The following is a 21,484-nucleotide window of genomic DNA, read 5'->3' on the forward strand; positions in this document are numbered from 1 at the left end:
CGTCGCTCACTTCTCCGCGAGGACCGGGTCGATGATCCCGCGCAGGCTCTTCTCGCTGAGTGCCTTCAGGGAGCGCGCCGCGATCTTGCCGTCCCGGTCCACCACGAGCGTGGACGGGATGGCCTGCGGGTTGAGCGTGCCCTTCGCGAACTGCAGCAGCAGCTTGCCCGTCGGGTCGTAGTAGCTCGGGTACGTGACGCCGAAGTCCTTCTCGAACTCCTTGGCGGGGCTGGTGCTGCCGTCGCGGGTGTTGATGCCGAGGAACTGGATGTCCTTGTCCGCGTAGGCCTTGTCGACCTTCACGAAGTTCGGCGCCTCCGCCCGGCACGGCGGGCACCACGAGCCCCACACGTTGAGGACGACGACCTTGCCCTTGTAGTCGGCGAGCTTGAGCTGCTTGCCCTCGAGGTCCTTGCCCGTCAGGTCGGGAGCGTCATGGCGCTCGGACTTCTTGACGGTGGCGATGCCGCCGGAGTTGGTGACGAAGTTCGTGTTGTTGCCGCCCCCGGAGGTGCCGCCGGAGCCGCAAGCCGTCAGCGCCAGGGCCGCGACGGCGGCTCCTGCGGTCAGCTTGGCGGCGCGGCGCGTGGTCGCGGAGGTGCGGGGGGCGCGGCAGGCGGCACTCATGTGAAAAGTTTCGCATGTCTGTTTAGGGGATCTTCCGCACCCCCCTCAAGGACGGAAAAGCCCATATCAGGAGGGGTTTGCGACCCGAAGCGGCACTAGGCGGCACTAGGCGGCACTAGGCGGCACTAGGCGGCGAGGAACTGCTTCCAGCCACCTGCGGGCCGCTGGCCGACGTCGAGGGTGCGCAGCTTGGCGAGCACCTTCGGATCCTGGGCGTCCATCCAGTCGACGTACTGCCGGAAGGAGACGAGGCGTACGTCGCTGTGCTTGTCCGCGGTGGCCGCGATGTGCTTGAACGCTTCCTCGACGGCGTCCATGTAGATCCCGCCGTTCCACTGCTCGAAGTGGTTGCCGACGAAGAAGGGTGCCCGGTTCGTCTCGTATGCCCGCTTGAATCCCTGGATGTACGCCTGGGCGGACTGCTTGCGCCAGGCCGGGTAGTTGTGGGGCGGCGCCTTCGTGGAGTTGACCGACTGGTTCGCCAGCATGTTGTAGTCCATCGACAGGACCTCGAAGCTGCGCCCGGGGAACGGGATGGCCTGCAGCGGCAGGTCCCACACCCCGTTCTTCTTGTCGGGCCAGCGCTGGCGGCCGCCGGGCGAGGACGCGTCGTAGCGCCAGCCGAGCTCGCGGGCCGTCGGCAGCAGGTTGTTCTGCCCGAGCAGACAGGGCGTGCGGCCGCCGACCAGCTCCTTGTCGTAGTCGAAGGGCAGCGGGGGCAGGTCGTGCCAGCCCGTGTTCGTGCGCCACTGCTTGACGAAGGATTTGGCCTGGTCGATCTCGCTGCGCCACTGCGCGGGCGTCCAGTTGGCGACGGTGCCGGAGCCGGAGCAGAAGTGCCCGTTGAAGTGCGTGCCGATCTCGTGCCCGTCGAGCCAGGCCTGCCGCGTGTACTTGAGCGTCTCCTTGATGTGCGCGTCCGTCAGATAGCCGATGTCGGAGGCGCCCACCCGGTTGTTGGGACCGTGGTAGAGCCGCTTCTTCGACTCGGGCAGCAAGTACAGACCCGAGAGGAAGAAGGTCATGTGCGCGCCGTGGTCCTTGGCGAGCTCCAGGAAGCGGGGGAACAGGCCGTTGCCCACCTCGCCCGCGCCGTCCCAGGAGAAGATCACGAACTGCGGTGGCTGCTGGCCCGGTTCGAGCCGCTCGGGCGCGGCCGGCTGGTGCGGCTGCTTGCCGGTGTACGACGTCGAGCCGTCGCCGATGGGCCTGCCCGCGGGCTGCTTGGGCGCACCGGGGTGGCCCGCGTGGCCTCCCTGGCCCTGCTTGCCGGGCGAGACGGCCGGAGAGTCTCCCGATCCGCACCCGGCGAGCGCCGCCGCGGCCGCCGCCCCGGCACCCAGACCGAGAAGTCCCCTACGACTGACATCCCGCATACCGTCCCCATTCGTCGCACCGTGCACCCATTCATGGCGGGCACACAGTTAGAGGGCGCGACGAACACGCGGGTTCCGACAAGTCGGATGTATTTGCGGTGTTTTGACGGGGGACGGCGCGGACCGCCGGTTGACGGCGGCCCGCGCGGGAAGTCCAACAGCCGGGTCAGGTCAGGCGCCGAACGCCTTGTCCTTGCCCTTCACGGGCTTCGCACCTGCGAGGAGGTGCGCGGGGACGAGATCGCGGGCGGGCTCGGTGTAGCCCACGGAGACGATCTTGTCGCCGAGATAGGTGAACGTGGTGAGCGAGGCGAGCGTGCACTGCCGCTTGCGCGGGTCGTGCCACAGGCGCCGCTTCTCCACGAACGAGCGCACGATCCAGATCGGCAGCTGGTGGCTGACGCAGACCGCCTCGTGGCCGCGCGCCGCGTCCTTGGCGGCGTCGAGCGCACCCATCATCCGGACGACCTGCTCGACGTAGGGCTCGCCCCACGACGGCTTGAACGGGTTGACGAGGTGCTTCCAGTTCTCCGGGTTCTTCAGCGCGCCGTCGCCGACGCCGAAGGTCTTGCCCTGGAAGACGTTGTCCGCCTCGATGAGCCGCTCGTCGCTGTCCAGGTCGAGGCCGTGCGCCTTGGCGATCGGCGTCGCCGTCTCCTGCGCCCGCTCCAGCGGGGAGGCCACGACGTGCGTGATGTCGCGGGTCGACAGGTGCTCGGCGACCCGGTCGGCCATGCGCCGGCCGAGGTCGGAGAGGTGGTAGTCGGGCAGCCGCCCGTACAGGACGCCCTCCGGGTTGTGCACCTCGCCGTGGCGCATCAGGTGGACGACGGTGATGTCCTTGTCGGACTTGGGCGTCGGGGACGTGTTGCTCATGCCGTGGCCTCCGCAGCCGCACGCGCGGCAGCCGGGAGCGCGGCGGCGATGCGCTCGACCGCCCGCTCGTCGTGGGCGGTCGAGACGAACCAGGACTCGAAGGACGACGGCGGCAGATAGACGCCCTGCGCCAGCATCGAGTGGAAGAACGGGGTGAAGCGGAAGGACTCCTGCGCCTTCGCCTCGTCGTAGTTGCTCACCTCGTCCTCCGTGAAGAAGACGGAGAACATGTTGGAGGCGTTCTGCACGACGTGTGCGACGCCCTCCTTGGTGAGCGCCTCGCTGACGAGGCCGCGCAGCTGCTCGCTGACCGCGTCGATCTTCGCGTACGCGGCGTCGTCGAGCAGCCGCAGCTGCGCGAGGCCCGCGGCGGTCGCGATCGGGTTCCCGGACAGGGTGCCCGCCTGGTAGACGGGGCCCGACGGGGCGAGGTGCGCCATGACGTCGGCGCGGCCGCCGAACGCCGCGGCCGGGAAGCCGCCGCCCATGACCTTGCCGAAGGTCATCAGGTCGGGGACGACGCCGTCGACGCCGAACCAGCCGGCCTTCGACGTACGGAAGCCGGTCATCACCTCGTCGGAGATGTAGAGGGCCCCGTTCTCCTGGCAGACCGTCTTGAGCCCGGCGTTGAAGCCGTCGCGCGGCGGGACGACGCCCATGTTGCCGGGCGAGGCCTCGGTGATGACACAGGCGATCTCGCCGGGGTGCGCGGCGAACGCGGCGCGCACCGCCTCGATGTCGTTGTACGGCAGGACGATCGTGTCGCCGGCCTGGGCGCCGGTGACGCCCGGGGTGTCCGGCAGGCCGAGCGTGGCGACGCCCGAGCCCGCGGCGGCGAGCAGCGCGTCGACGTGCCCGTGGTAGCACCCGGCGAACTTGATCACCTTGGCGCGGCCCGTGAAGCCACGGGCGAGCCGGATCGCGGACATGGTCGCCTCAGTACCGCTGGAGACGAGCCGGACCTGGTCGACGGGCGCGATCCGGTCGACGATCTCCTCGGCGAGGGCGACCTCGCCCTCGCCCGGCGTACCGAAGGACGTACCGCGCGCGACGGCCGCCTGCACGGCCGCGATGACCTCGGGGTGGGAGTGGCCGAGGATCATCGGCCCCCACGAGCACACCAGGTCGACGTACTCGCGTCCGTCGGCGTCCGTCAGGTACGGACCGGTGCCGGACACCATGAACCGGGGCGTACCGCCCACGGCGCGGAACGCGCGCACCGGGGAGTTCACGCCACCCGGCGTGACGGCGGCCGCACGGTCGAAGAGCCCCTGTGAAACGGGTGCCTCATAGGGATAGGGGGTGTTGTTCGCCTCTGCCATGCCTCTCAGCGTACGGCCCGTCTCCTGCGGGCCCTCCGCGCGGACCCGTCGCGCCATAGACTCTGGCTGTCACAGCGCTGTACGGCTTCTGTACGGCGGCGGGGGCGGACCACTCGCGCAGTTGTGCCACTCGCACGTTTCGGCGGGTGACCGTGGGGGAGGTCACTGACACGATGATCGGGTTGCGCGTCGGCGGTCGCGCGGCCTAGAAAAGGGCCGTGGCGCCCTGAGAACAGCAGTCGGGTGGAGATATGCATCGCGGTGGCGGCGGACTGGGCGAGGGGACCGACGGTCTGGGTCCCCGGCGTGCCCGGCGGGGGAAGCACCGGCGCGAGGGGACCGATGAGGCTGCGGCGTCGACGGCCCGGATCCAGCGGGCCGCGAAGAGCACGGACAGTGGGGACAGCGGGATTGGCGGCCGGGTGGGCGGGGTGACGTACAAGTACTTCGGCGCGCCCGACGGCGCGACGGCCGCCCGCGTTCCGATCTCCATGCGCCCCGAGGAGCTCGGCGGGGACGAGCTGGGCATGGGCGGCATGTTCACCAAGATCAAGCCGGAGACGATGGCCGCGATGGTCCTCACCGGCATCCAGGGCATACCCCTGCACAAGGTGCCCCCGCTCGAACTCGTCGTCCTGCACCCCGACTACGCGGTCGTGAAGCTGCCGACCACGGTCGTCGATCCGCTGCGCGGAGTGGGCGAGGAGGCCGTCGGCGCCGCGGCGTTCATCTGGTCCACGGTCCCCGACCGGGGCGGCCCGCGCGACGCGTTCAACGTGTACCAACTCCTGCACGAATGGCAGGACTTCAGCCACCGCCTGCACGAGGCGGGGCATCAGCCCTACTGCCTGGTGTGGCCGTGAGCCAGGAGACCGCGGCCCTGCTGGCCGCGTTGGACGGCCAGCGGCGGCACGTCCTGGGCATCATCGAGGGGCTCGACAAGCAGGCGCTGCGCCGCCCCGTACTGCCGTCCGGCTGGAGCTGCCTCGGCCTCGTCCAGCATCTGGCGCTCGACGTCGAGCGGTTCTGGTTCCAGGCGGTCCTCCTCGGGGACGAGGCCGTCATCGCGTCGCTTGACGACATCGAGGACGCCTGGCAGGTCGCCCCGGACGTACCGGCCGAGGACGTACTGGCCCGCTACCGCGCGGAGACGGAGCGCGCGGACGCCGTCGCCGCGGACGCGGCGCCGGACACTCCCCTGGCTTGGTGGCCCCGCGACCTCTTCGGCGAGCCGCACCTGCACACCCTGCGCGACCTCCTGCTGCACGTCATCACGGAGACCGCGTGCCACGCCGGACACCTCGACGCGGCACGCGAACTTCTGGACGGGCGGCGCTGGTTGGTCCTCACCTGACCCGACCGCCGTGCAGCGGCGCCTCAGGGGTGCGGCCCTGCGGCCCGCCCGGCGCGGCGGCCCGTACGCACTCCGGCGAGCAGGCCTGCACGAGCAGCGGCAGCACGTCGGTGGCCACCCGCCGCGCCACCCACGCCCACAGCGCCGTGCCGTCCGCGAGCCCGCCGTCGCAGACGCTGCAGCGCCGCCCCGCGGGCACCGGCTGCGGCCGCGAGGACAGGCGCGGATAGGGCGGCACGAACTTGAAGTTGCCGTACAGGGCCCGCGTGCTGACCGTGCTGTCCCGGAGTCGGCTGCAGCGCGTGATCTCGTACGGGAACCAGTGCAGCCGGTGGGAGGTGTACGGGTCGAACTCCTCCAGGGCGGCCATCGCGCCGATCTCGGGCGGGATGCGGACGACGTTGCTGCCGTACAGATGGAAGTGCTTGACCGCGGTGAGCTTGGCGATGGACGGCGGCAGCGTGACGATCTGGCGGCGTTCGGCCGGGTCGAGTTCGGTGAGCGGCTTGAAGACCTCCCGGCCGTCGGCCGCCGCCTCGTCGATCAGTTCCAGCAGGTGGCACCAGCCGGGCGCCGAGGTGTCCTGCCGGTCGGTGTGCAGTTCGACGGGCCGTCCCGGCTCGGCGAAGCAGTCGCACCGGTCGCGGTCGGGCCCCTGCCCCGCGGGCCCGACCGCGTCCGCGAACCGGTTGCTGAACACCCGCGGCGACTCCGGCCGCTCGTCATCCCCACCCATGGGGGCACGGTAGCCGGTTCACCAGGCGGGCGGGCCCGCCTCGATCCGCCGGAGCACGGCCTCGTACGAGTCGATGAACCCGCCCGTCTGCAACTGCCGCTCGTCCCACCAGGTGGCGCCCGCGTCGGCGAGCGGCCCGACGATGTCGAGGGCCCGGGACTTGTCCGCCGGGGTGAGCCCGCCGACGACGATCTCGAAGGGGGCGTCGGGCTGCTCCCGGTGCTGCTGCACGTACGCGACGACCTCCGCGAGCTGCTCGGGCCGCGGCGGCACTCCGTGCAGGGCGTCGGCGAACAGCGGGGCGGCGCCGTCCCAGCGGGCCGCGCGCCGCATGGGCGGCCGGTTGGGCCAGAAGCCGCCGATCCAGACGGGCGGGCGCGGCCGCTGCGTGGTGGCGGGCAGCAGTTGCGTCTCGTGTACGCGGTAGTGGGCGCCGGAGTGGGTGACGCTCTCGCCGGACCAGTACCGGTCGAGCAACTCGAGGCCCTCGTCGAGGCGTTCGGCGTGGACGGTCCGGTCGACGGTGTCGCCGAAGCTGCCGTACTCGTCGGCGGCGGGACCGCCGAGGCCGGCGCCGAAGACGACCCGGCCGCCGCTCAGGGCGTCCAACGTGGCGACCTGGCGGGCGAGTTGCTCGGGCCGGTAGCGAGGCACGGCGGTGACGAGCGGGCCGAGGCGCAGCCGGGACGTGGCGAGGGCGGCCGCGGTGAGCAGCATCCACGGGTCGCCGAACGGCTTGCCGCGCTGGGCCTCTTTGACGTGCACGACGTGGTCCCAGATCAACAGGCCGTCCCAGCCCGCCTCTTCGGCGGCGACGGCCGTCTTCGCAACCGTGCGGGCGTCGGCGAAGTCACCGAAGTTCGGAATGTTCACGGAGAAGCGCATGATCGTCATCGTGCCCGGCGGCGGGGTCGGCGGCCAGTGGATTGACGGAGCGCGTCAATGAGCCGACGGACGGGACGGGCCGCGGGGGCTCAGAAGTCGAACCCCCGCGCCAGCAAGGTCAGATGACGGTCGTAGAGCCCCATCAGGTCCTCCTTCCCGTCGCCCTCCACCCAGTGCCGCATCAGCGTGGTGAAGACGGCGATGACGGAGGCGGCCGCGCACTTGATCTCCAGGTCGGCCGCATCGCGGCCGGTGCGCTCCGCGATGACCTCGGCCATCGCCTGCTCGCTGCGCTCCTGCTCGGCCATCGAACGGGCCCTGATCACCGGGTCGGTGAAGGTGATCCGGGTGCGAAGGAGCAGCTGGTCGCGGTCGCCTTCGAGCATCTCGCCGAGCGGGCCCCGCAGGGCGCCGCGCAGCGCGTCGACGATGGGTTCGCCCGCGGGGCGGGCCCGCAGCGCCTCGGCGAGCGCGGGGTCGTACTCGTCCTGGGTGACGACGTCCTCCTTCGACGGGAAGTACCGGAAGAAGGTGGAGGGCGAGATGTCGGCGGCCTCGGCGATCTGGTCGACCGTCGTCGCCTCATAGCCGTGCTCCGCGAAGAGGCGGTAGGCCTCTTCGCGGATGCGCTGCCGGGTCTGCTGCTTCTTGCGCTCGCGCAGGCCCACGGTCTTCGCCGGCTTCGCCGATGTCGTACGCGTCGTCATACCAGCGATTCTGCGGTCTCGGGGACGGACCGGGCCACCTCTGTGGAGGTGATGACCGTCGCCTTGCGGGGCAGGACCACGGCCGCGACGATCGCGGCGAGCAGGGCGAGGGCGCCGCAGCCCAGGAGAACCAGGTCCATGCCGTGGACGAACGCGGCGTGCGCGGAGCCGGCGAGGTCGGGCAGGTTCAGCTGGGCGGCGACCGCGTCGGCGCCGCTGACCGAGTCGCGGGCGGCGTCGGCGGCCTGCGGGGGCAGCCCCGCCGTGTCGTCCGGGGTGAGCCGCTGCAGGTAGCCGTAGCCGAGGATGGAGCCGAGGCCCGCGACGCCGAGGGTGCCGCCGAGCTGCTGCACCGTCTCGAGGAGGCTGGTGCCGGAGCCGGTGCCGGTCTCGGGCAGGGCGCCCATGACGAGGCTGGTGGCGGGGACGACGGCGAGCCCGAAGCCGAGGCCGGTCAGGCCGAGCCACAGCGCGGTGAAGCCGTAGCCGGTGCCGGGTGCGGTGGTCGCGCCGAGCAGGGCGCCGCCCGCGAGGAGTGCGAGACCTGCGGGGATGACGATGCGGGCGCCGAACCGGGGCACGAGGGTCTCGCTCACGGTGGCGGCCGCCATCAGGCCGCCGATCAGGGGCAGGATGCGCAGTCCCGTACCGAACGAGTCGTTGCCGAGGACGGCCTCCAGGTACTGCGGGGCGACGAACAGGATGCCCATGACGGCGAAGTTGACGAAGACGGCGATCAGCGTGCCCACGCGGAACCGGCGGTCGGCGAAGAGGCCGAGGTCGACGATGGGGTGGGCGGTGCGGCGCTCGTGCCGGACGAACGCGGTGAGCAAGGCGGCCGCGCCGATGAGCGAGGCGAGGACCGCCGGGGAGGTCCAGCCGTCGGTGGGGATGAGGATCGTGCCGTAGACGAGGGCGATGATGCCGCCGGCGCCGAGCACGGTGCCGAGGAGGTCGAACGGGAGCTTGTGCGCGGTCGACCGGGCGTCGGAGGGCAGCAGCCACAGGCCCGCGACGAGGGCGAGCACGACCACGGGGACGTTGAACAGGAAGACCGAGCCCCACCAGAAGTGGTCCAGGAGCCAGCCGCCGACCAGCGGTCCGACGGGCATGCCGAGCGCGGTCGCGGCGGTCCAGGCGGCGACGGCCTTGGGCAGCTCCTCCTTGCTGAACAGGCGCGGCATGATCGCCATGGAGAGCGGAATGATCACGGCGGCGCCGACGCCGAGGACGGCGCGGGCGGCGATGACCGCGGCGGGCGATCCGGCGGCGGCGCCGGCCAGCGAGGCGAGGCCGAAGAGGCCGATGCCGCCGAGCAGCACCTTCTTGTGTCCGAACCGGTCGCCGAGCCGTCCGACCGGCAGCATCGCGACGGACAGGGCGAGCAGATAGCCGCCGCCGATCCACTGCAGCTGGGAGCCGCTGGCGTGGAGCTGGGCGGACATGGTCGGAAGCGCCACGTTGATGACCGTGCCGTCGAGGCCGACGATCAGGACGGCGAAGGTGAGGGCGGCCAGGGCGAACCAGCGGCGCGGGGTGCCTTTGATGTCGTCTTTCGCGGTGTCGTGCACGGTGCCGTTCATGGTGGGCCTCCGTAAGGGATGCGCGCGGGCCCGTTCCGGCCGACGCGCTGGGCTAGTACTGACAGAGTACTCCCAAATGAGAGTCGACTGTCAATATCTAGCCAGCTTTCACTTTCCCTGAGGCCCGGCCCCCTTGATCACGAACCCGATCACCGCTCCCCCGCCGGCCCGCCCCGCGGCGAACGGCACCCCGTCGTGCCCGGCCGCGACCTCCCGCACGATCGACAGGCCCAGGCCCGAACCGGGCAGGCTGCGGGCCGCCGGGGCGCGGTAGAAGCGGTCGAAGACGCGGTCCATGTCGCCCTCGGTCAGGCCCGGGCCGCGGTCCAGGACCTCCACCCGGACGCCGCCCGACACGCGGGTCACGACGATCTCGATCGGGGCGGTGCCGCCCGCGTCGAACTTGGCGGCGTTCTCCACCAGATTGGTCAGGGCCCGCTGCAGCTGGGCGGGGCGGCCGACGAGGGTGTTCTCCCCCTCGGCCCGCACCGTGACCGCCCGGCCCGTGCGGCGCCTGGCCAGCGTCGCCACGTCCTCGGCGGTCTGCGCGAGGTCCACGTCGACGACCGGCTCGTCGTCCTCCTTGCCCGCCGCGAGGTCCACCAACTCGTTGACCAGATCGGTCAGTTCGCGGGACTCGTCGGCGAGGTCGGCGACGAGTTCCTCCCGGGCCGCGGGCGGCAGCTCCTCGATGCGGCGCAGCAGCGAGATGTTCGTACGCAGCGAGGTGAGCGGCGTACGCAGCTCGTGGCCCGCGTCCTGGACCAGACGGCGCTGGTCCTCCACCGAGCGGGCCAGGCGCCCCAGCATCCGGTCGAAGGACCGGCCGAGGCTGCCGACCTCGTCGCGGCCCGCGACCGGCACCGCGACGTCGAGGCGGCCGGTGGACGCGACGACCTCCGCGGTGTCCGCGAGCCGGACCAGGCGCGAGGTGATGCGCCGGGCCAGCCACCAGCCGAACAGGCCCGCGGCCACGACCACCGCCCCGGCGAACAGGACCGTGCGCTTCTGCAGCTCGCGCAGCAGGTCCTCGGTGTCGCTGAACTCCTGGGCGACCTGGACGGCACCGCGGCCCCCGCCGAGCGCGACGGTCGCCGTGCGGTACGCGTCGTCGTCGAGCTCCACGTTGTCGTCCTCGGCGACGGTCCCCGCGGTCTGCGCGTCCGCGACCCTGATCGCCGCCGCGTCGACGGGCAGCCGCGGCTTGCCGGGGTCGATGACGGTGGCGCCGGTGCCGCCGGGGCCGAGTACCTGTACGTCGGTGCCGGCCGGCCGGGTCAGGTCCTCGCGCGGCCCGTCCCGGTCCGGGTCGCCGGAGGTGAAGTCGTCGGGGCCGAGCCGCTGTTCGCGCACCTGCGTGCGCAGGTCGTGGACGACCTGGTCGAACACGGCCTGCTGGTCGACCCGGACGAGCCGCGCGGCCGCGTCATAGGAGAGGAAGCCGACCAGGGCGGTCACGCCCGCGGCCACCGCGGCGAAGGAGACGGCGAGCTTCGCGCGCAGGCTCCGGTTCCCCACGCGGCTCGGGGCGCTCACCTCACCCCTCCCTCAGGACGTAGCCCACGCCCCTCACCGTGTGGATCAGCGGTATCCCGTCCGGCTCGTCCACCTTGCGCCGCAGGTAGCCGACGTACACCGCGAGGTTCTTCGAGCCCGGGCCGAAGTCGTAGCCCCAGATGCGGTCGTAGATCGTGGCGTGGTCGAGGACGATGCCGGTGTTGCGGGCCAGGAGTTCGAGGAGGTCGAACTCGGTGCGGGTCAGTTCCAGCTCGCGCTGCCCGCGCCAGGCGCGGCGGGCCGCCGGGTCGATGCACAGGTCGGCGGCGGTGACCCGGTGGCCTTCCGCGGGCCCGTCGGCGGCCGCGGGCTCCGGCGCGGTGCGGCGCAGCAGGGCGCGCAGCCGGGCGAAGACCTCCTCGACGTCGAACGGCTTGACCACGTAGTCGTCGGCGCCCGCGTCCAGGCCCGCGATCCGGTCCGGGGTCTCCACCAGCGCGGTCAGCATCAGGACCGGCGTGCGGTCGCCCTCGGCGCGCAGCACCCGGCACACCTGCAGGCCGTCGATGCCCGGCATCATCACGTCCAGGACGAGGATGTCGGGCCTGGCGCGGTGGGCCGCGGCGATCGCCTCGACACCGTCGGCGACGGCCGTGACGGCATAGCCCTCGAGCGTGAGGGCGCGCGCCAGCGCGTTGCGGATCGCGCGGTCGTCCTCGGCGAGCAGCACGGTGGGCGCGGGCGGCGGGGCGGCGGGAGCTGGTTGCGACACGCTGCCCAGTGTGCCCCGACGGCCCGGGGGCTTCCTCTGATCAGACGCCGCCCCGTGGGCTTCTTACCCGCCTCTCACCCCGCGCCGATCAGCGGCTTACCCGTCGCCAGCAGGCTGTGCCCGACCATGTGGCTCGAGGGGACCCGGGGAGAGGGCGCACCGCGTATGAAGATCGCGTTCCTGCTGCACAACGCGTACGCCGTCGGCGGCACCGTGCGCACCACGCTCAACCTCGCCACCGCGCTCGTCGAGCACGGCGGGACCGCCGGACACACCGTGGAGATCGTCTCGATGTCCCGGCACCGCGAGAGCCCCCGCTTCCCGGTCGACCCGCGGATCCGGCTCGTGCCGCTGGTGGACACCCGGGCGGGCGGCGCGGACACCCGGCAGAGCGCGTACGGCCGCCCCGCGCGGGACTTTCCGGCCGCCGAGAAGCGCTACGGGCAGTACACGCTCCTGCACGACCTGCGGGTACGCGAATACCTCGAGGACCGGTGCGACGCGGACGTCATCATCGGGACCCGGCCGGGGCTCAACGTGTACCTCGCCCTGTGGGGCCCGCGCCGCGCCCTGCGGATCGGGCAGGAGCACCTGCGCCACGACGCACACACCAAGCCCCTTCGCTCGCAGCTCGCCCGGCACTACCGGGACCTCGACGCGCTCGTGACGACGACCGAGGCGGACGCGGCGGTGTACCGGGCCCGGATGCCGCTGCCGGGAGTGCGCGTCCTGGCCGTGCCGAACATCGTGCCGCCCGCGACCGTCCCGCCCTCCGACGGCACTGCGAAGATCATCGCGGCGGCGGGCCGGCTCGTCCCCGGCAAGCGCTACGACCTCCTCCTCGAGGCGTTCGCCGCGATCGCCGCGAAAGAGCCGGACTGGGAGCTGCGGATCTACGGCGGCGGCCCGCAGGAACCGCACCTGCGGGCCCTGGTCAGCGGGCTCGGCCTGACCGGCCGGGTCCGGCTCATGGGCACGGTCTCGCCGATCGAGCCCGAGTTCGCCAAGGCGTCGATCGTGGTGAGCGCCTCGGACGCGGAGTCGTTCGGGATGACGCTGGTCGAGGCGGCGCGCTGCGGGGTCCCCGTGGTGTCGACGGACGCGCCGCTCGGCCCCGCCGAGATCGTCACGGACGGCGTCGACGGACGGCTGGTCCCGGTGGGCGACGCACGGGCGCTCGCCGAAGCACTCGTCGCCCTGATCGAGGACAAGGCGGGTCGCAAGCAGATGGGAGCGGCGGCACTGGCGGCGGCCCACCGCTTCGATCCCGATCCGATCACGATGCGCTACGCGGCCCTCTTCGGGGAACTCCGGGTGACACGGAGACGTCGTGCATGGCAACGATTCCGTGCCCGGGCCACCAACTGGGCACGCAGGAAGGCCCGTGCGCTGCGCTCCACGATCCGCGGCGGGCCGGGTTCAGGTCCAGGGGGGACACAGCCGCATGACCGCCGACGCACGCATTCCGATACCCGGGGCGCCGCGCAGCTCGAACACGTCTAGCGAGCGCACGGCGTCGCCCGAGCCGCCCGCACCACCGAAGTCCTCGGCCCCCGGGCTGCGGTGGACGCGGGCCGTCAGGGGCCGGGAGGCGGACCGACAGAGTCGGTGGCGGTCCGTCTCCCGACCCGTCTCCCGGGCCGTCCGCGGCCCCGACGGCGGCCTCGCACTGGTCGCGGCCCTCTACCTGCTCACCCAACTGGTCTTCGTCGTCCCGCAGTTGGCGCACGTCCTCGGCTGGGACGAGTCCGTCTACGTCTCGCAGTACGACCCCCGCAATCCGACCGTCTTCTTCAGCGCGCCGCGCTCGCGCGGGACGAGCTTCCTGACGGCTCCGCTGATCGCGGCGACCGACTCCACGCTCGCCCTGCGCATCGCACTGGCGCTCCTGTCGTCGGCGGCGCTGTACGCGGCGTTCCGCGTGTGGCGGCCGCTGATCGGAGCACGTACGACGGCGGTCGCGGCGCTGCTGTTCGGCGGGCTGTGGATCACCGTGCTGTCCGGTCCGATGGCGATGCCCAACCTGTGGGTGGCGTTCGCCGCGGTCGGCGCGGTGGGCTGGTTCCTGCGCGACAGGAGCCGGGGCAGCGGCTGGTGGCTGGCCGGATGCGTCGCGGTGGTGGCCCTGTTCCGGGCGTCGGACGTGGTGTGGATCGGCGCCCCGCTCGCCGTCGCGGCCCTGCTGGTCCGCGCACGCCGCCGTACGCTCCCCTTCCTCGCGCTCGGCCTGGTGGCAGGCATGACGCAGTGGGTCGTGGAGGCGTACGTCCGCTGGGGCGGGGTGCCCGAGCGGCTGCGCGTGTCGAGCGCCACCGAGGGCGACATGGGCCTGCACCTGAACTTCGGCACGGCCTGGCGCGCCGTCAACGGCCCGATCCTGTGCCGCCCCTGCACCGCGGGCCCGCCGCCCCAGCCCGAACTCACGCTGTGGTGGCTCGCGTTGCCGCTGCTCACCGCAGGCGCGATCCACGTCGCCGTCCGCGCACGCCGCGCCACCCCGATCGTCCTCGCGGTGATCTGCGCGGCCGCGCTGGCCGTCCCGTACATCCTGCTGATCGGCTACGCGGCGCCGCGCTTCCTCCTGCCCTCCTACGCCCTGCTGTCCCTGCCGGTGGCGGTGCTCCTCGGCACGCTGCGACACCGCCCCCGCCGCCTGGTCCTCGCGGCAACGGCGGTGCTCGCCCTGCACCTGGTGTCCCAACTGGTCGTGCTGCACCGCCTGGCCGACTCCACGGCCCGCACCGACGCCCGCTACGCCGCGGCGGCCCGCGGCCTGCACGCGCGGGGACTGACCCCGCCGTGCCTGCTCACGGGCCCGCTCGCACTGCCCGTCGGCTATGCGGCGGGCTGCGCGTCCGAGCAGGTCAACGGCAACAACACGTCCACGACCAGGCCCGAGTTGATGCGCATGATCGCCGATACCCCCTCGGCGGTCCTGACCGAGGACGGCGGGCGCCCGCCGAGGTTCGCCCGCGGCTGGACCTCGTACGAACTGCCGGGCTCCGGCGGCCTGACGGCGTGGCTGGCTCCGCGCCCGGCCGGCGGATAGCGGCGGCTACTCGGCCCGCAGCGCGGCGAGCCGCTGTGCGAACGGAACCACGTCGGCCCCGAACCCGTCCGCCGGATCCACCGAGGTGATCGCCCCCGTCAGCGAACGGGGCGCGATCGCCGCGGCGGTGTCCACGTCCGGCGCCGCGGCAGGTGCCATGAACCGCGCCAACTCCCCGCCCGCACGCGCGATCCGCGCCGCGAGCCCCTCCTCGCCCCAGTCCTCCGACGCCGCGTACACGGCGGTCGGCAGGACGAGGGCGCGCAGGTAGGCGAAGAGCGGCCGCAACGCGTGCTCGGTGACCAGCGAGTGCCGCGCGGTGCCGCCGGTCGCCCCGACGAGCACCGGCTTGCCGGTCAGCGCGTCCTTGTCGATGACGTCGAAGAACGACTTGAACAGCCCGCTGTACGACGCCGCGAACACCGGCGTCACGGCGATCAGGCCGTCCGCGGCTGCCACCGAGTCGAGCGCGGCGGCGAGCCGGGCGGGCGGGAACCCGGTGACGAAGTGCTGGGCGATCTCCGTGGCCAGATCCCGCAGTTCGACCACCTCGACCTCCGCGACCTCCGCGTCCACGTGTGCCAGGGTCGCGGCGGTCAGCCGGTCGGCGAGCAGCCGCGTGGACGACGGAACACTCAGCCCCGCCGAGACGACGACGATCTTCATGCCGTACGCACCTCCTTGGCGGCCTCGACGCGGGCGGCGTGCGTCGGGGCGTCGGGCACGCCCGCCGGCCTCAGGCTCGCGAACTCCTTGCGCAGCACGGGCACGACCTCCTCGCCGAGCAGATCGAGCTGCTCCAGGACCGTCTTCAGGGGCAGCCCCGCGTGGTCCATCAGGAACAGCTGCCGCTGGTAGTCACCGACGTAGTCCCGGAAGGACAGGGTCCGCTCGATGACTTCCTGCGGCGACCCGACGGTCAGCGGCGTCTGCGACGTGAACTCCTCCAGGGACGGCCCGTGCCCGTACACGGGAGCATTGTCGAAGTAGGGCCGGAACTCCCGCACGGCGTCCTGCGAGTTCTTGCGCATGAAGACCTGTCCGCCGAGACCGACGATCGCCTGCTCGGCGGTGCCGTGCCCGTAGTGGGCGTAGCGCTGCCGGTACAGGTTCACCATCTGCTTGGTGTGGGAGGCGGGCCAGAAGATGTTGTTGTGGAAGAAGCCGTCGCCGTAGTACGCGGCCTGCTCGGCGATCTCCGGAGAGCGGATGGAGCCGTGCCACACGAAGGGGGCAACTCCGTCCAGCGGCCGGGGAGTCGAGGTGAACGACTGCAACGGCGTGCGGAACTTCCCCTTCCACGTCACCACGTCCTCGTCCCACAGGCGGCGCAGCAGGGCGTAGTTCTCGATGGCGAGGTCGATGCCGTCGCGGATGTCCTTGCCGAACCAGGGGTAGACCGGGCCGGTGTTCCCCCGCCCCATCATCACGTCCACGCGCCCGTCCGCGACGTGCTGCAGCATCGCGAAGTCCTCGGCGATCTTCACCGGGTCGTTCGTCGTGATCAGCGTCGTGGAGGTGGACAGGATGAGCCGCTCCGTGCGCGCGGCGACGTACCCGAGCAGCGTCGTCGGCGAGGACGGCACGAACGGCGGGTTGTGGTGCTCACCGGTCGCGAAGACGTCCAGGCCCACCTCCTCGGCCTTCTGCGCGATGGCGAGCATCGCCTTGATGCGCTCGTGCTCGCTCGGCGCGCGTCCGGTCGTCGGGTCGACGGTGACGTCACCGACGGTGAAGATCCCGAACTGCATGCTGCTCACCTTCCGCAGGTTGTTGATGCTTCAACTATACCCACAGAACGACACCACCCCCACCCCTATTCCCCGGCCCAGTACGCGGCCCGCACCTCCCCCTCCGCGAAGACCCGGCGCGGCAGGCTCAGGCCGAGGGACTCCTCCAGGGCGTGGAAGTACAGCTCGAACTCGCTCAGCTCGGGATGGTCCAGCTCGGCGCGGCGCACGGCCCGGTTCAGGAAGTCCAGCGGCCCGCCCCGCTGGTAGGGCGCGCGGCCGCGGTCGTACCAGATCAGCTCGATCACCCCCTGCTCGTCGTCGGCGATGCGGCGGCCGTCCCGCACGTAGTCGAAGGTGTAGATGGCCTTCGCCATCGTGGCCGTCAGCCAGACGCTCTCCCTGATCCCGAGCGCCGCGTACGCCTCCTTGTCGGCGAACGACCCCGGCGGCGTCTCGTGGTGCAGCAGGAACGTCCACTCGCCGACCTGCCCGAAGCAACAGCTCTGCCACTGACGGTCCCAGTGATCACGCCCGCCATTCACCGCCTTCAGATCCTTCAGCCGCGTCCCCGCCGCGACCTGCGCGGGATCCGCCCCGTACAGCAGCGCCAGCTCCTCGGCATCGACGCTCTCCCCCGGCGCCGCGCGGAAGAAGGCCAGCGTCGTGTACGGGTCCTGCTCGCGCCACAGTCCGGCCATCCAGGCGAGCCCCTCCAGCGGGTCGCGGCCGCACGCCTCGACCGGCCCCGTGTCGTCCAGGCCACCACTGCGGAACCTTCTGCCCCACGCCGGCTCGATCCGGTCCAGCGCCTCGGCGACCTCCTCCAGGGTCCCCCCGCGCCCGCGCATCGCGGCCTCGGCGATCAGGTACAGCACCTGCTCGAGATCCCGGGTGACGAACGAGTCCTGGTACCCGCCCATATAGCCACGCACGGCGCCACCCTCATCAACCATCAAACAGAGCCCGACGCCCTCTTCCCCCTCGGCCCACTCCTCGAGCGCGTCGTCGGTACCCACGATGAGCGGCACACCGACCTCGCCCTCCAGCCCATGTCTCTCGGCAACCTGCTGCCAGGCCTCGGCAATCGTCTGCGGGGTGATCTTCATGGCGCCAGTATGAGAGCGCCCACTGACAACGGGCTGCGCCTACAGGCCAGTTGAACGGTGGCTCGGCGCGTGTGTCTTCGACCGGGGTCGGGCTGAGCCCTTTCTGTATCGCGCATCCGGCGCTCGGGGGCCTCCCCCAGACTCCGTCCGGGGGGACCCCCAGCCCACCCGTGCCGCCCCAGGCGGCAGACTGCCCAAGGCGGGCGGGGGCGCCCCGCAGCCGGAGGCGGGGTGGGCTCAGCCCGCATCGAAGGGTGCGGCCCCACCGGCGGTTGGCCGCTCGACGACATGAGGGGACGTGTCGGGGTGCCCCCGCAGGACACCGCAGGCACCCAACCCGGGACGCCGCGCCGTAGGCGCACAAGCAACAGCAACCGGAGCCCGGCCGAGGAGGTACCCCGACACGGCCCCGCCCCACGACGAAAGCAACAGCGCACCGAACCCGGCCGGGTATCAGCAGTCAACCCCCCGGCCCCACCACCGGAGCAACAGCCCACCGACCCAGCCAGGCCCGACGTACGATCGCCGCATGGACCGGGACACCCGCGGCATCGTCGACCCGGACGCTCTGCTGAAGCGCGTGCGGTTCCGGCGGTACGAACCCGCCGAGGCCCTGCGCCCGTACGTCGAGAACTACTGGTTCATCGACTGGGACCTACCCTCTCCGTACGCCTCGCACGTCCTCCCCCACCCCTCCGTCAACCTCACCTTCCAGTGGGACTCCGTGGACGGCGACGAGGGCCCCCCGTACGGCGAACTCACCGGCGTCAGCGCCCCCGGCCTCTACACCCGCAAGATCGGCGGTCGCGGCCGCGTGTGCGGGGCGAAGTTCTGGCCGGGCGCGTTCCGCCCGTTCCGACCCGACGTGCCCGTCGCCGAGTGGACCGGCCGCGTGCTGCCGTACCAAGACGTGTTCCCGGCCACCGACGTCGCCGCCATCGTCTCCCCCGGCGACGACACCGGCACCGAATCCGACTCCGACTCCGCCTCCGCCTCCGACTCCGACTCCGACCGAGTCGCCGCCCTAGACACCTACCTGCTCACCCTCGCCCCGCCCGACCCCGACCCCGACCCACAAGCCGAACTCGCCCGCGCCCTGGTCGCCCGCATCCGCGCCGACCGCGAAACCCGCCGCGTCGCCGACCTCGCCGCCACCGAGGGCCTGACGACGCGCTCGCTGCAACGCCTGTTCGCCGGGTACGTAGGGGCCAGCCCCAAGTGGTGCATCCTGCGCTACCGCATCCACGAGGCCGTCGAAGCGGCCGGCACGCGCACGGACGTCGACTGGGCGGCCCTCGCCGCCGACCTCGGCTACGCCGACCAGGCCCATCTCGTCAGGGACTTCACGGCGACGGTGGGCGTGCCACCCACGTCCTACCCGGGGTCCTAGCCGGGGCCCTACCCGGGGCCTTACCCGGGGCCCTGGGCCCCTACTTCGCGTGGCTGATCGCGTAGATCATCACGAACGCGACGATGTGGATGCCGAAGAGGAAGTAGCCCAGGTACCACCACATGTACCGCTCGCCCTTCTTCTCCTGGGCGAGCCGCCGCTCGTCGTACTCCCGCTGCAACACGTCCAGCGGATCGGCCCCGTCGGGGCCAGGAGCGTCACTGCTGCTCACGGTGGACCTTCGTGTTGGACGCCTGGGCGCGCGGCCGGACCACCAGCAGGTCGATGTTCACGTGCGACGGCCGGGTCACCGCCCAGGTGATCGTGTCCGCGACGTCGTCCGCGGTCAGCGGCTCGGCGACACCGGCGTACACCTTCGCCGCCTTCTCCCGGTCCCCGCCGAACCGGGTCAGCGCGAACTCGTCCGTCTTCACCATGCCGGGCGCCACCTCGATGACGCGGACCGGCGTACCGACGATCTCCAGGCGCAGCGTCTCCGCGAGGACGTGCTCGGCGTGCTTGGCCGCCACGTAACCGCCGCCGCCCTCGTACGTGGAGAAGCCCGCGGTCGAGGAGAGGACGACGACCGTGCCGTCGCCGGAGGCGGTGAGCGCGGGCAGCAGGGCCTGCGTGACGTTCAGCGTGCCGATGACGTTCGTCTCGTACATCTGGCGCCACTGCTCGGGGTCGCCGGAGGCCACGGGGTCGGCGCCCAGGGCGCCACCGGCGTTGTTCACCAGCACGCCGATCGTCTTGAAGGCGGTCGCGAACTCGTCGACGGCCGCCCGGTCGGTGATGTCCAGGGCGTACGCGGCGGCCTGGTGCCCGGCCGCGTTGATCTCCTCGGCGAGCGCCTCGATGCGGTCCTTGCGGCGGGCCGTGAGCACCACCCGGTACCCGGCCGCGGCCAGCTGTCGCGCGGTCGCGGCACCGATGCCGCTGCTCGCGCCCGTGATGACGGCGATGCGGGATGCGGCTGCGGGGGCCATGGGCTGCTCCTCATACGTACGGTCACCTTCGGGCCAAGGATAGATCCCGGCCCCGCCCGCACGCCGGGTCACTTGCGCGGCGCGTACATGATCACGGCCATCCCGGCCAGACAGATCAGCGCGCCCGCCACGTCCCACCGGGTCGGCCGGTACCCGTCCGCGACCATCCCCCACGCGATCGAACCCGCCACGAAGACCCCGCCGTACGCCGCCAGGATCCGCCCGAACTCCCCGTCCGGCTGCAGCGTCGCCACGAACCCGTACACCCCGAGCGCGATCACCCCGGCGCCGATCCAGGCCCACCCCCGGTGCTCCCGCACCCCCTGCCACACCAGCCAGGCCCCGCCGATCTCGAACAGCGCGGCCAGCACGAACAGGAACACGGAGCGGGCTACGAGCATGCGCCACAGGGTGTCACGCGGGCCCCGGACCGTGACGCAGCGCCCGGCGCGTGGAACAGATCCGCCGATCACCCCTGCGTACGGAGGTCACGATGCAGTTCGCGCTCGCCCCCACCGCCCTCGCCCTGGCCCTTGCGGCCGCCCTCACCGGCCCCACGGGCGGCCCCACCGGGGACCCCGCCGACGGCGCGGTCCCCGAGGCCGACCTCGCCCAGCACGGCGACATCACCATGACGGGCGGCCTGGTCACGGTCGGCTTCACGCCGCAGAACCACGGCCCCTCCGACGTCCCCGACACCACCGTCCGCCTGACCTGGTCCGTGCCGCTCGCCGACGTCCAGGACGAGCTGCCCGACACCTGCCTGCGCAGCGGCCCGCGCACCGTCCATTGCCGCACCGGCGCGCTGCCCGCGGCGACGTACGGCACGCCGCTCACCGTCCGGGTCCGCCTCGCGGCCGCGCCCGCCGAGGCCACCGTGCAGATCGCCACCGCGTGGAGCGGCGGGTTCGCCGACCACAACCGGCAGAACGACCAGCACCGGGTACTGGTCCTGGACACGGGAGACACGTACTACTTCTGACTACTTCTGACTACTTCTGAAACCTGGTTCCACGGGGCTCAGCCGACGGCCGCCGCTTCGTCGTACGCCTCCCGGGCGTCGGCCACCTCGTCCATGTGCGACTCCGCCCAGGCCTTCACGGCGACAAGGAGTCCGCTCAGGCTGCGCCCGAGGCCGGTCAGTTCGTAGTCGACCCGCACCGGCACGGACGGCGTGACGGCGCGCGCCACGATGCCGTCCCGCTCGAGGGCGCGCAGCGTCTGCGTCAGCATCTTCTGGCTCACGCCCGCGATCTTCCGGCCCAGGTCCGAGTAGCGCATCGGCCCGTCCTGCTCGGCCAGCGCGGCGACGACCAGGCTCACCCACTTGTCGCTGAGCCGCGCGAGCAGCTGGTTGGTCGGGCACTCCCGCAAGAACGCGTCGTACGCGAACCGCTCCTGCTCGCGCCGCTGTGCCGCCGTCATGGTCGCCATGCCAACTCCCCGCCCCTGCGCACCTCGTGGTGACGTACGCACCTCCAA

At 72.2% G+C, this 21,484-nt stretch carries 23 protein-coding genes; 6 read left to right on the plus strand and 17 right to left on the minus strand.

The annotated features are described in order from the left end of the window. Positions 1 to 6 precede the first annotated feature (6 nt). The 4 genes from ACIBUY_RS38935 to hemL all read right to left on the minus strand — a co-directional run bounded on the left by ACIBUY_RS38935 (position 7) and on the right by hemL (position 4,201). A complete protein-coding gene (locus tag ACIBUY_RS38935; protein WP_365571261.1) occupies positions 7 to 627 on the minus strand; it encodes a TlpA disulfide reductase family protein in 621 nt (206 codons plus the stop codon). A 125-nt stretch (positions 628 to 752) separates the two neighbouring features. Then, on the minus strand, positions 753 to 2,003 hold the full coding sequence (locus tag ACIBUY_RS38940; RefSeq protein WP_399155176.1) for a hypothetical protein: 1,251 nt from the start codon (positions 2,001 to 2,003) through the stop codon (positions 753 to 755). A 171-nt stretch (positions 2,004 to 2,174) separates the two neighbouring features. Then, positions 2,175 to 2,879 carry a histidine phosphatase family protein gene (locus ACIBUY_RS38945; protein WP_365571256.1) on the minus strand — a complete coding sequence of 235 codons (705 nt, stop codon included), beginning with the start codon at positions 2,877 to 2,879 and terminating at the stop codon, positions 2,175 to 2,177. Further along, entirely contained in the window at positions 2,876 to 4,201 is a 1,326-nt protein-coding gene (gene hemL / locus ACIBUY_RS38950; RefSeq protein ID WP_365571253.1) for a glutamate-1-semialdehyde 2,1-aminomutase, read from the minus strand. Before hemL ends, ACIBUY_RS38945 begins: the two co-directional genes overlap by 4 nt. 251 nt (positions 4,202 to 4,452) lie before the next feature. Between hemL and ACIBUY_RS38955 the strand changes: the two genes are divergently transcribed. Together ACIBUY_RS38955 and ACIBUY_RS38960 are read left to right on the plus strand one after the other, a co-directional pair. Beyond that, positions 4,453 to 5,064 (plus strand): hypothetical protein, encoded by a 612-nt coding sequence (locus ACIBUY_RS38955; protein WP_365571250.1) that lies wholly within the window; start codon positions 4,453 to 4,455, stop codon positions 5,062 to 5,064. Beyond that, a complete protein-coding gene (locus ACIBUY_RS38960; RefSeq protein WP_365571247.1) occupies positions 5,061 to 5,555 on the plus strand; it encodes a DUF664 domain-containing protein in 495 nt (164 codons plus the stop codon). The genes ACIBUY_RS38955 and ACIBUY_RS38960 overlap by 4 nt, the downstream gene beginning before the upstream one ends. On the opposite strand, the gene ACIBUY_RS38965 is transcribed toward ACIBUY_RS38960, so the two are convergent. The 6 genes from ACIBUY_RS38965 to ACIBUY_RS38990 all read right to left on the minus strand — a co-directional run bounded on the left by ACIBUY_RS38965 (position 5,548) and on the right by ACIBUY_RS38990 (position 11,735). Further along, positions 5,548 to 6,291, minus strand: a complete 744-nt coding sequence (locus tag ACIBUY_RS38965) for a leucine-rich repeat domain-containing protein (RefSeq protein ID WP_399155177.1) — start codon at positions 6,289 to 6,291, stop codon at positions 5,548 to 5,550. The two genes, ACIBUY_RS38960 and ACIBUY_RS38965, sit on opposite strands and share 8 nt — an antisense overlap. Before the next feature lie 18 nt (positions 6,292 to 6,309). Beyond that, positions 6,310 to 7,176 (minus strand): LLM class flavin-dependent oxidoreductase, encoded by an 867-nt coding sequence (locus ACIBUY_RS38970; protein WP_399155178.1) that lies wholly within the window; start codon positions 7,174 to 7,176, stop codon positions 6,310 to 6,312. A gap of 89 nt (positions 7,177 to 7,265) precedes the next feature. Then, positions 7,266 to 7,883, minus strand: coding sequence for a TetR family transcriptional regulator (locus ACIBUY_RS38975; RefSeq protein WP_365571238.1), 618 nt, complete (start codon positions 7,881 to 7,883; stop codon positions 7,266 to 7,268). Next, positions 7,880 to 9,466, minus strand: coding sequence for an MFS transporter (locus ACIBUY_RS38980; RefSeq protein WP_399155179.1), 1,587 nt, complete (start codon positions 9,464 to 9,466; stop codon positions 7,880 to 7,882). The genes ACIBUY_RS38975 and ACIBUY_RS38980 overlap by 4 nt, the downstream gene beginning before the upstream one ends. Positions 9,467 to 9,574: 108 nt before the next feature. Then, positions 9,575 to 11,002 carry an ATP-binding protein gene (locus ACIBUY_RS38985; protein WP_365571232.1) on the minus strand — a complete coding sequence of 476 codons (1,428 nt, stop codon included), beginning with the start codon at positions 11,000 to 11,002 and terminating at the stop codon, positions 9,575 to 9,577. Position 11,003: 1 nt separating this feature from the next. After that, positions 11,004 to 11,735, minus strand: coding sequence for a response regulator transcription factor (locus ACIBUY_RS38990; protein ID WP_365571229.1), 732 nt, complete (start codon positions 11,733 to 11,735; stop codon positions 11,004 to 11,006). Between the two features lie 165 nt (positions 11,736 to 11,900). Here ACIBUY_RS38990 and ACIBUY_RS38995 point away from each other — a divergent pair, with 165 nt between their 5' ends. Both ACIBUY_RS38995 and ACIBUY_RS39000 read left to right on the plus strand, forming a co-directional pair. Next, positions 11,901 to 13,238, plus strand: a complete 1,338-nt coding sequence (locus tag ACIBUY_RS38995; protein ID WP_399155180.1) for a glycosyltransferase family 4 protein — start codon at positions 11,901 to 11,903, stop codon at positions 13,236 to 13,238. After that, a complete protein-coding gene (locus ACIBUY_RS39000) occupies positions 13,180 to 14,784 on the plus strand; it encodes a hypothetical protein (protein ID WP_399155181.1) in 1,605 nt (534 codons plus the stop codon). Before ACIBUY_RS38995 ends, ACIBUY_RS39000 begins: the two co-directional genes overlap by 59 nt. A 6-nt stretch (positions 14,785 to 14,790) precedes the next feature. Here ACIBUY_RS39000 and ACIBUY_RS39005 read toward each other — a convergent pair whose 3' ends face one another. The 3 genes from ACIBUY_RS39005 to ACIBUY_RS39015 form a co-directional block, all read right to left on the minus strand. After that, entirely contained in the window at positions 14,791 to 15,450 is a 660-nt protein-coding gene (locus ACIBUY_RS39005) for a CE1759 family FMN reductase (RefSeq protein WP_399155182.1), read from the minus strand. Beyond that, the gene (locus ACIBUY_RS39010) at positions 15,447 to 16,535 is read right to left on the minus strand and encodes an LLM class flavin-dependent oxidoreductase (protein ID WP_365571317.1); all 1,089 of its coding nucleotides are present in this window, start codon (positions 16,533 to 16,535) and stop codon (positions 15,447 to 15,449) included. The genes ACIBUY_RS39005 and ACIBUY_RS39010 overlap by 4 nt, the downstream gene beginning before the upstream one ends. A 65-nt stretch (positions 16,536 to 16,600) precedes the next feature. Further along, on the minus strand, positions 16,601 to 17,623 hold the full coding sequence (locus ACIBUY_RS39015; RefSeq protein WP_399155183.1) for a hypothetical protein: 1,023 nt from the start codon (positions 17,621 to 17,623) through the stop codon (positions 16,601 to 16,603). A 529-nt stretch (positions 17,624 to 18,152) separates the two neighbouring features. Here ACIBUY_RS39015 and ACIBUY_RS39020 point away from each other — a divergent pair. Further along, a complete protein-coding gene (locus ACIBUY_RS39020) occupies positions 18,153 to 19,013 on the plus strand; it encodes a DUF6597 domain-containing transcriptional factor (protein WP_399155184.1) in 861 nt (286 codons plus the stop codon). 40 nt (positions 19,014 to 19,053) lie between these two features. Here the strand turns inward: ACIBUY_RS39020 and ACIBUY_RS39025 are convergent, their stop codons facing one another. The 3 genes from ACIBUY_RS39025 to ACIBUY_RS39035 all read right to left on the minus strand — a co-directional run bounded on the left by ACIBUY_RS39025 (position 19,054) and on the right by ACIBUY_RS39035 (position 20,403). Beyond that, complete coding sequence (locus ACIBUY_RS39025) at positions 19,054 to 19,245, minus strand: hypothetical protein (protein WP_365571323.1); 192 nt, start codon at positions 19,243 to 19,245, stop codon at positions 19,054 to 19,056. After that, positions 19,232 to 20,002 carry an SDR family NAD(P)-dependent oxidoreductase gene (locus ACIBUY_RS39030; protein ID WP_365571211.1) on the minus strand — a complete coding sequence of 257 codons (771 nt, stop codon included), beginning with the start codon at positions 20,000 to 20,002 and terminating at the stop codon, positions 19,232 to 19,234. The genes ACIBUY_RS39025 and ACIBUY_RS39030 overlap by 14 nt, the downstream gene beginning before the upstream one ends. Positions 20,003 to 20,070: 68 nt before the next feature. Continuing rightward, positions 20,071 to 20,403 (minus strand): YnfA family protein, encoded by a 333-nt coding sequence (locus ACIBUY_RS39035; protein ID WP_365571208.1) that lies wholly within the window; start codon positions 20,401 to 20,403, stop codon positions 20,071 to 20,073. A gap of 92 nt (positions 20,404 to 20,495) precedes the next feature. On the opposite strand from ACIBUY_RS39035, the gene ACIBUY_RS39040 reads away from it, so the two are divergent. Further along, the gene (locus tag ACIBUY_RS39040; RefSeq protein ID WP_399155185.1) at positions 20,496 to 20,984 is read left to right on the plus strand and encodes a hypothetical protein; all 489 of its coding nucleotides are present in this window, start codon (positions 20,496 to 20,498) and stop codon (positions 20,982 to 20,984) included. 38 nt (positions 20,985 to 21,022) lie between these two features. On the opposite strand, the gene ACIBUY_RS39045 is transcribed toward ACIBUY_RS39040, so the two are convergent. Further along, positions 21,023 to 21,436, minus strand: coding sequence for a helix-turn-helix domain-containing protein (locus ACIBUY_RS39045; protein ID WP_365571203.1), 414 nt, complete (start codon positions 21,434 to 21,436; stop codon positions 21,023 to 21,025). Positions 21,437 to 21,484: the final 48 nt, after the last annotated feature.

Origin of the sequence: Streptomyces sp. NPDC050085, assembly GCF_044460595.1 — a bacterium.
Classification (GTDB): Bacteria; Actinomycetota; Actinomycetes; order Streptomycetales; family Streptomycetaceae; genus Streptomyces.

Bases quoted from the DNA above. Each gene is read 5' to 3' on its own strand.
- ACIBUY_RS39010 (WP_365571317.1), bottom strand. From the start codon at position 16,535: ATGCAGTTCGGGATCTTCACCGTCGGTGACGTCACCGTCGACCCGACG.
- ACIBUY_RS38970 (WP_399155178.1), bottom strand. From the start codon at position 7,176: ATGCGCTTCTCCGTGAACATTCCGAACTTCGGTGACTTCGCCGACGCC.
- ACIBUY_RS38955 (WP_365571250.1), top strand. From the start codon at position 4,453: ATGCATCGCGGTGGCGGCGGACTGGGCGAGGGGACCGACGGTCTGGGT.
- ACIBUY_RS39030 (WP_365571211.1), bottom strand. From the start codon at position 20,002: ATGGCCCCCGCAGCCGCATCCCGCATCGCCGTCATCACGGGCGCGAGC.
- ACIBUY_RS39000 (WP_399155181.1), top strand. From the start codon at position 13,180: ATGACCGCCGACGCACGCATTCCGATACCCGGGGCGCCGCGCAGCTCG.
- ACIBUY_RS38945 (WP_365571256.1), bottom strand. From the start codon at position 2,879: ATGAGCAACACGTCCCCGACGCCCAAGTCCGACAAGGACATCACCGTC.
- ACIBUY_RS38995 (WP_399155180.1), top strand. From the start codon at position 11,901: ATGAAGATCGCGTTCCTGCTGCACAACGCGTACGCCGTCGGCGGCACC.
- ACIBUY_RS39005 (WP_399155182.1), bottom strand. From the start codon at position 15,450: ATGAAGATCGTCGTCGTCTCGGCGGGGCTGAGTGTTCCGTCGTCCACG.
- ACIBUY_RS38940 (WP_399155176.1), bottom strand. From the start codon at position 2,003: ATGCGGGATGTCAGTCGTAGGGGACTTCTCGGTCTGGGTGCCGGGGCG.
- ACIBUY_RS39035 (WP_365571208.1), bottom strand. From the start codon at position 20,403: ATGCTCGTAGCCCGCTCCGTGTTCCTGTTCGTGCTGGCCGCGCTGTTC.
- ACIBUY_RS39045 (WP_365571203.1), bottom strand. From the start codon at position 21,436: ATGGCGACCATGACGGCGGCACAGCGGCGCGAGCAGGAGCGGTTCGCG.
- ACIBUY_RS39020 (WP_399155184.1), top strand. From the start codon at position 18,153: ATGGACCGGGACACCCGCGGCATCGTCGACCCGGACGCTCTGCTGAAG.
- ACIBUY_RS38980 (WP_399155179.1), bottom strand. From the start codon at position 9,466: ATGAACGGCACCGTGCACGACACCGCGAAAGACGACATCAAAGGCACC.
- ACIBUY_RS39015 (WP_399155183.1), bottom strand. From the start codon at position 17,623: ATGAAGATCACCCCGCAGACGATTGCCGAGGCCTGGCAGCAGGTTGCC.
- hemL (WP_365571253.1), bottom strand. From the start codon at position 4,201: ATGGCAGAGGCGAACAACACCCCCTATCCCTATGAGGCACCCGTTTCA.
- ACIBUY_RS39040 (WP_399155185.1), top strand. From the start codon at position 20,496: ATGCAGTTCGCGCTCGCCCCCACCGCCCTCGCCCTGGCCCTTGCGGCC.
- ACIBUY_RS38975 (WP_365571238.1), bottom strand. From the start codon at position 7,883: ATGACGACGCGTACGACATCGGCGAAGCCGGCGAAGACCGTGGGCCTG.
- ACIBUY_RS38935 (WP_365571261.1), bottom strand. From the start codon at position 627: ATGAGTGCCGCCTGCCGCGCCCCCCGCACCTCCGCGACCACGCGCCGC.
- ACIBUY_RS38965 (WP_399155177.1), bottom strand. From the start codon at position 6,291: ATGGGTGGGGATGACGAGCGGCCGGAGTCGCCGCGGGTGTTCAGCAAC.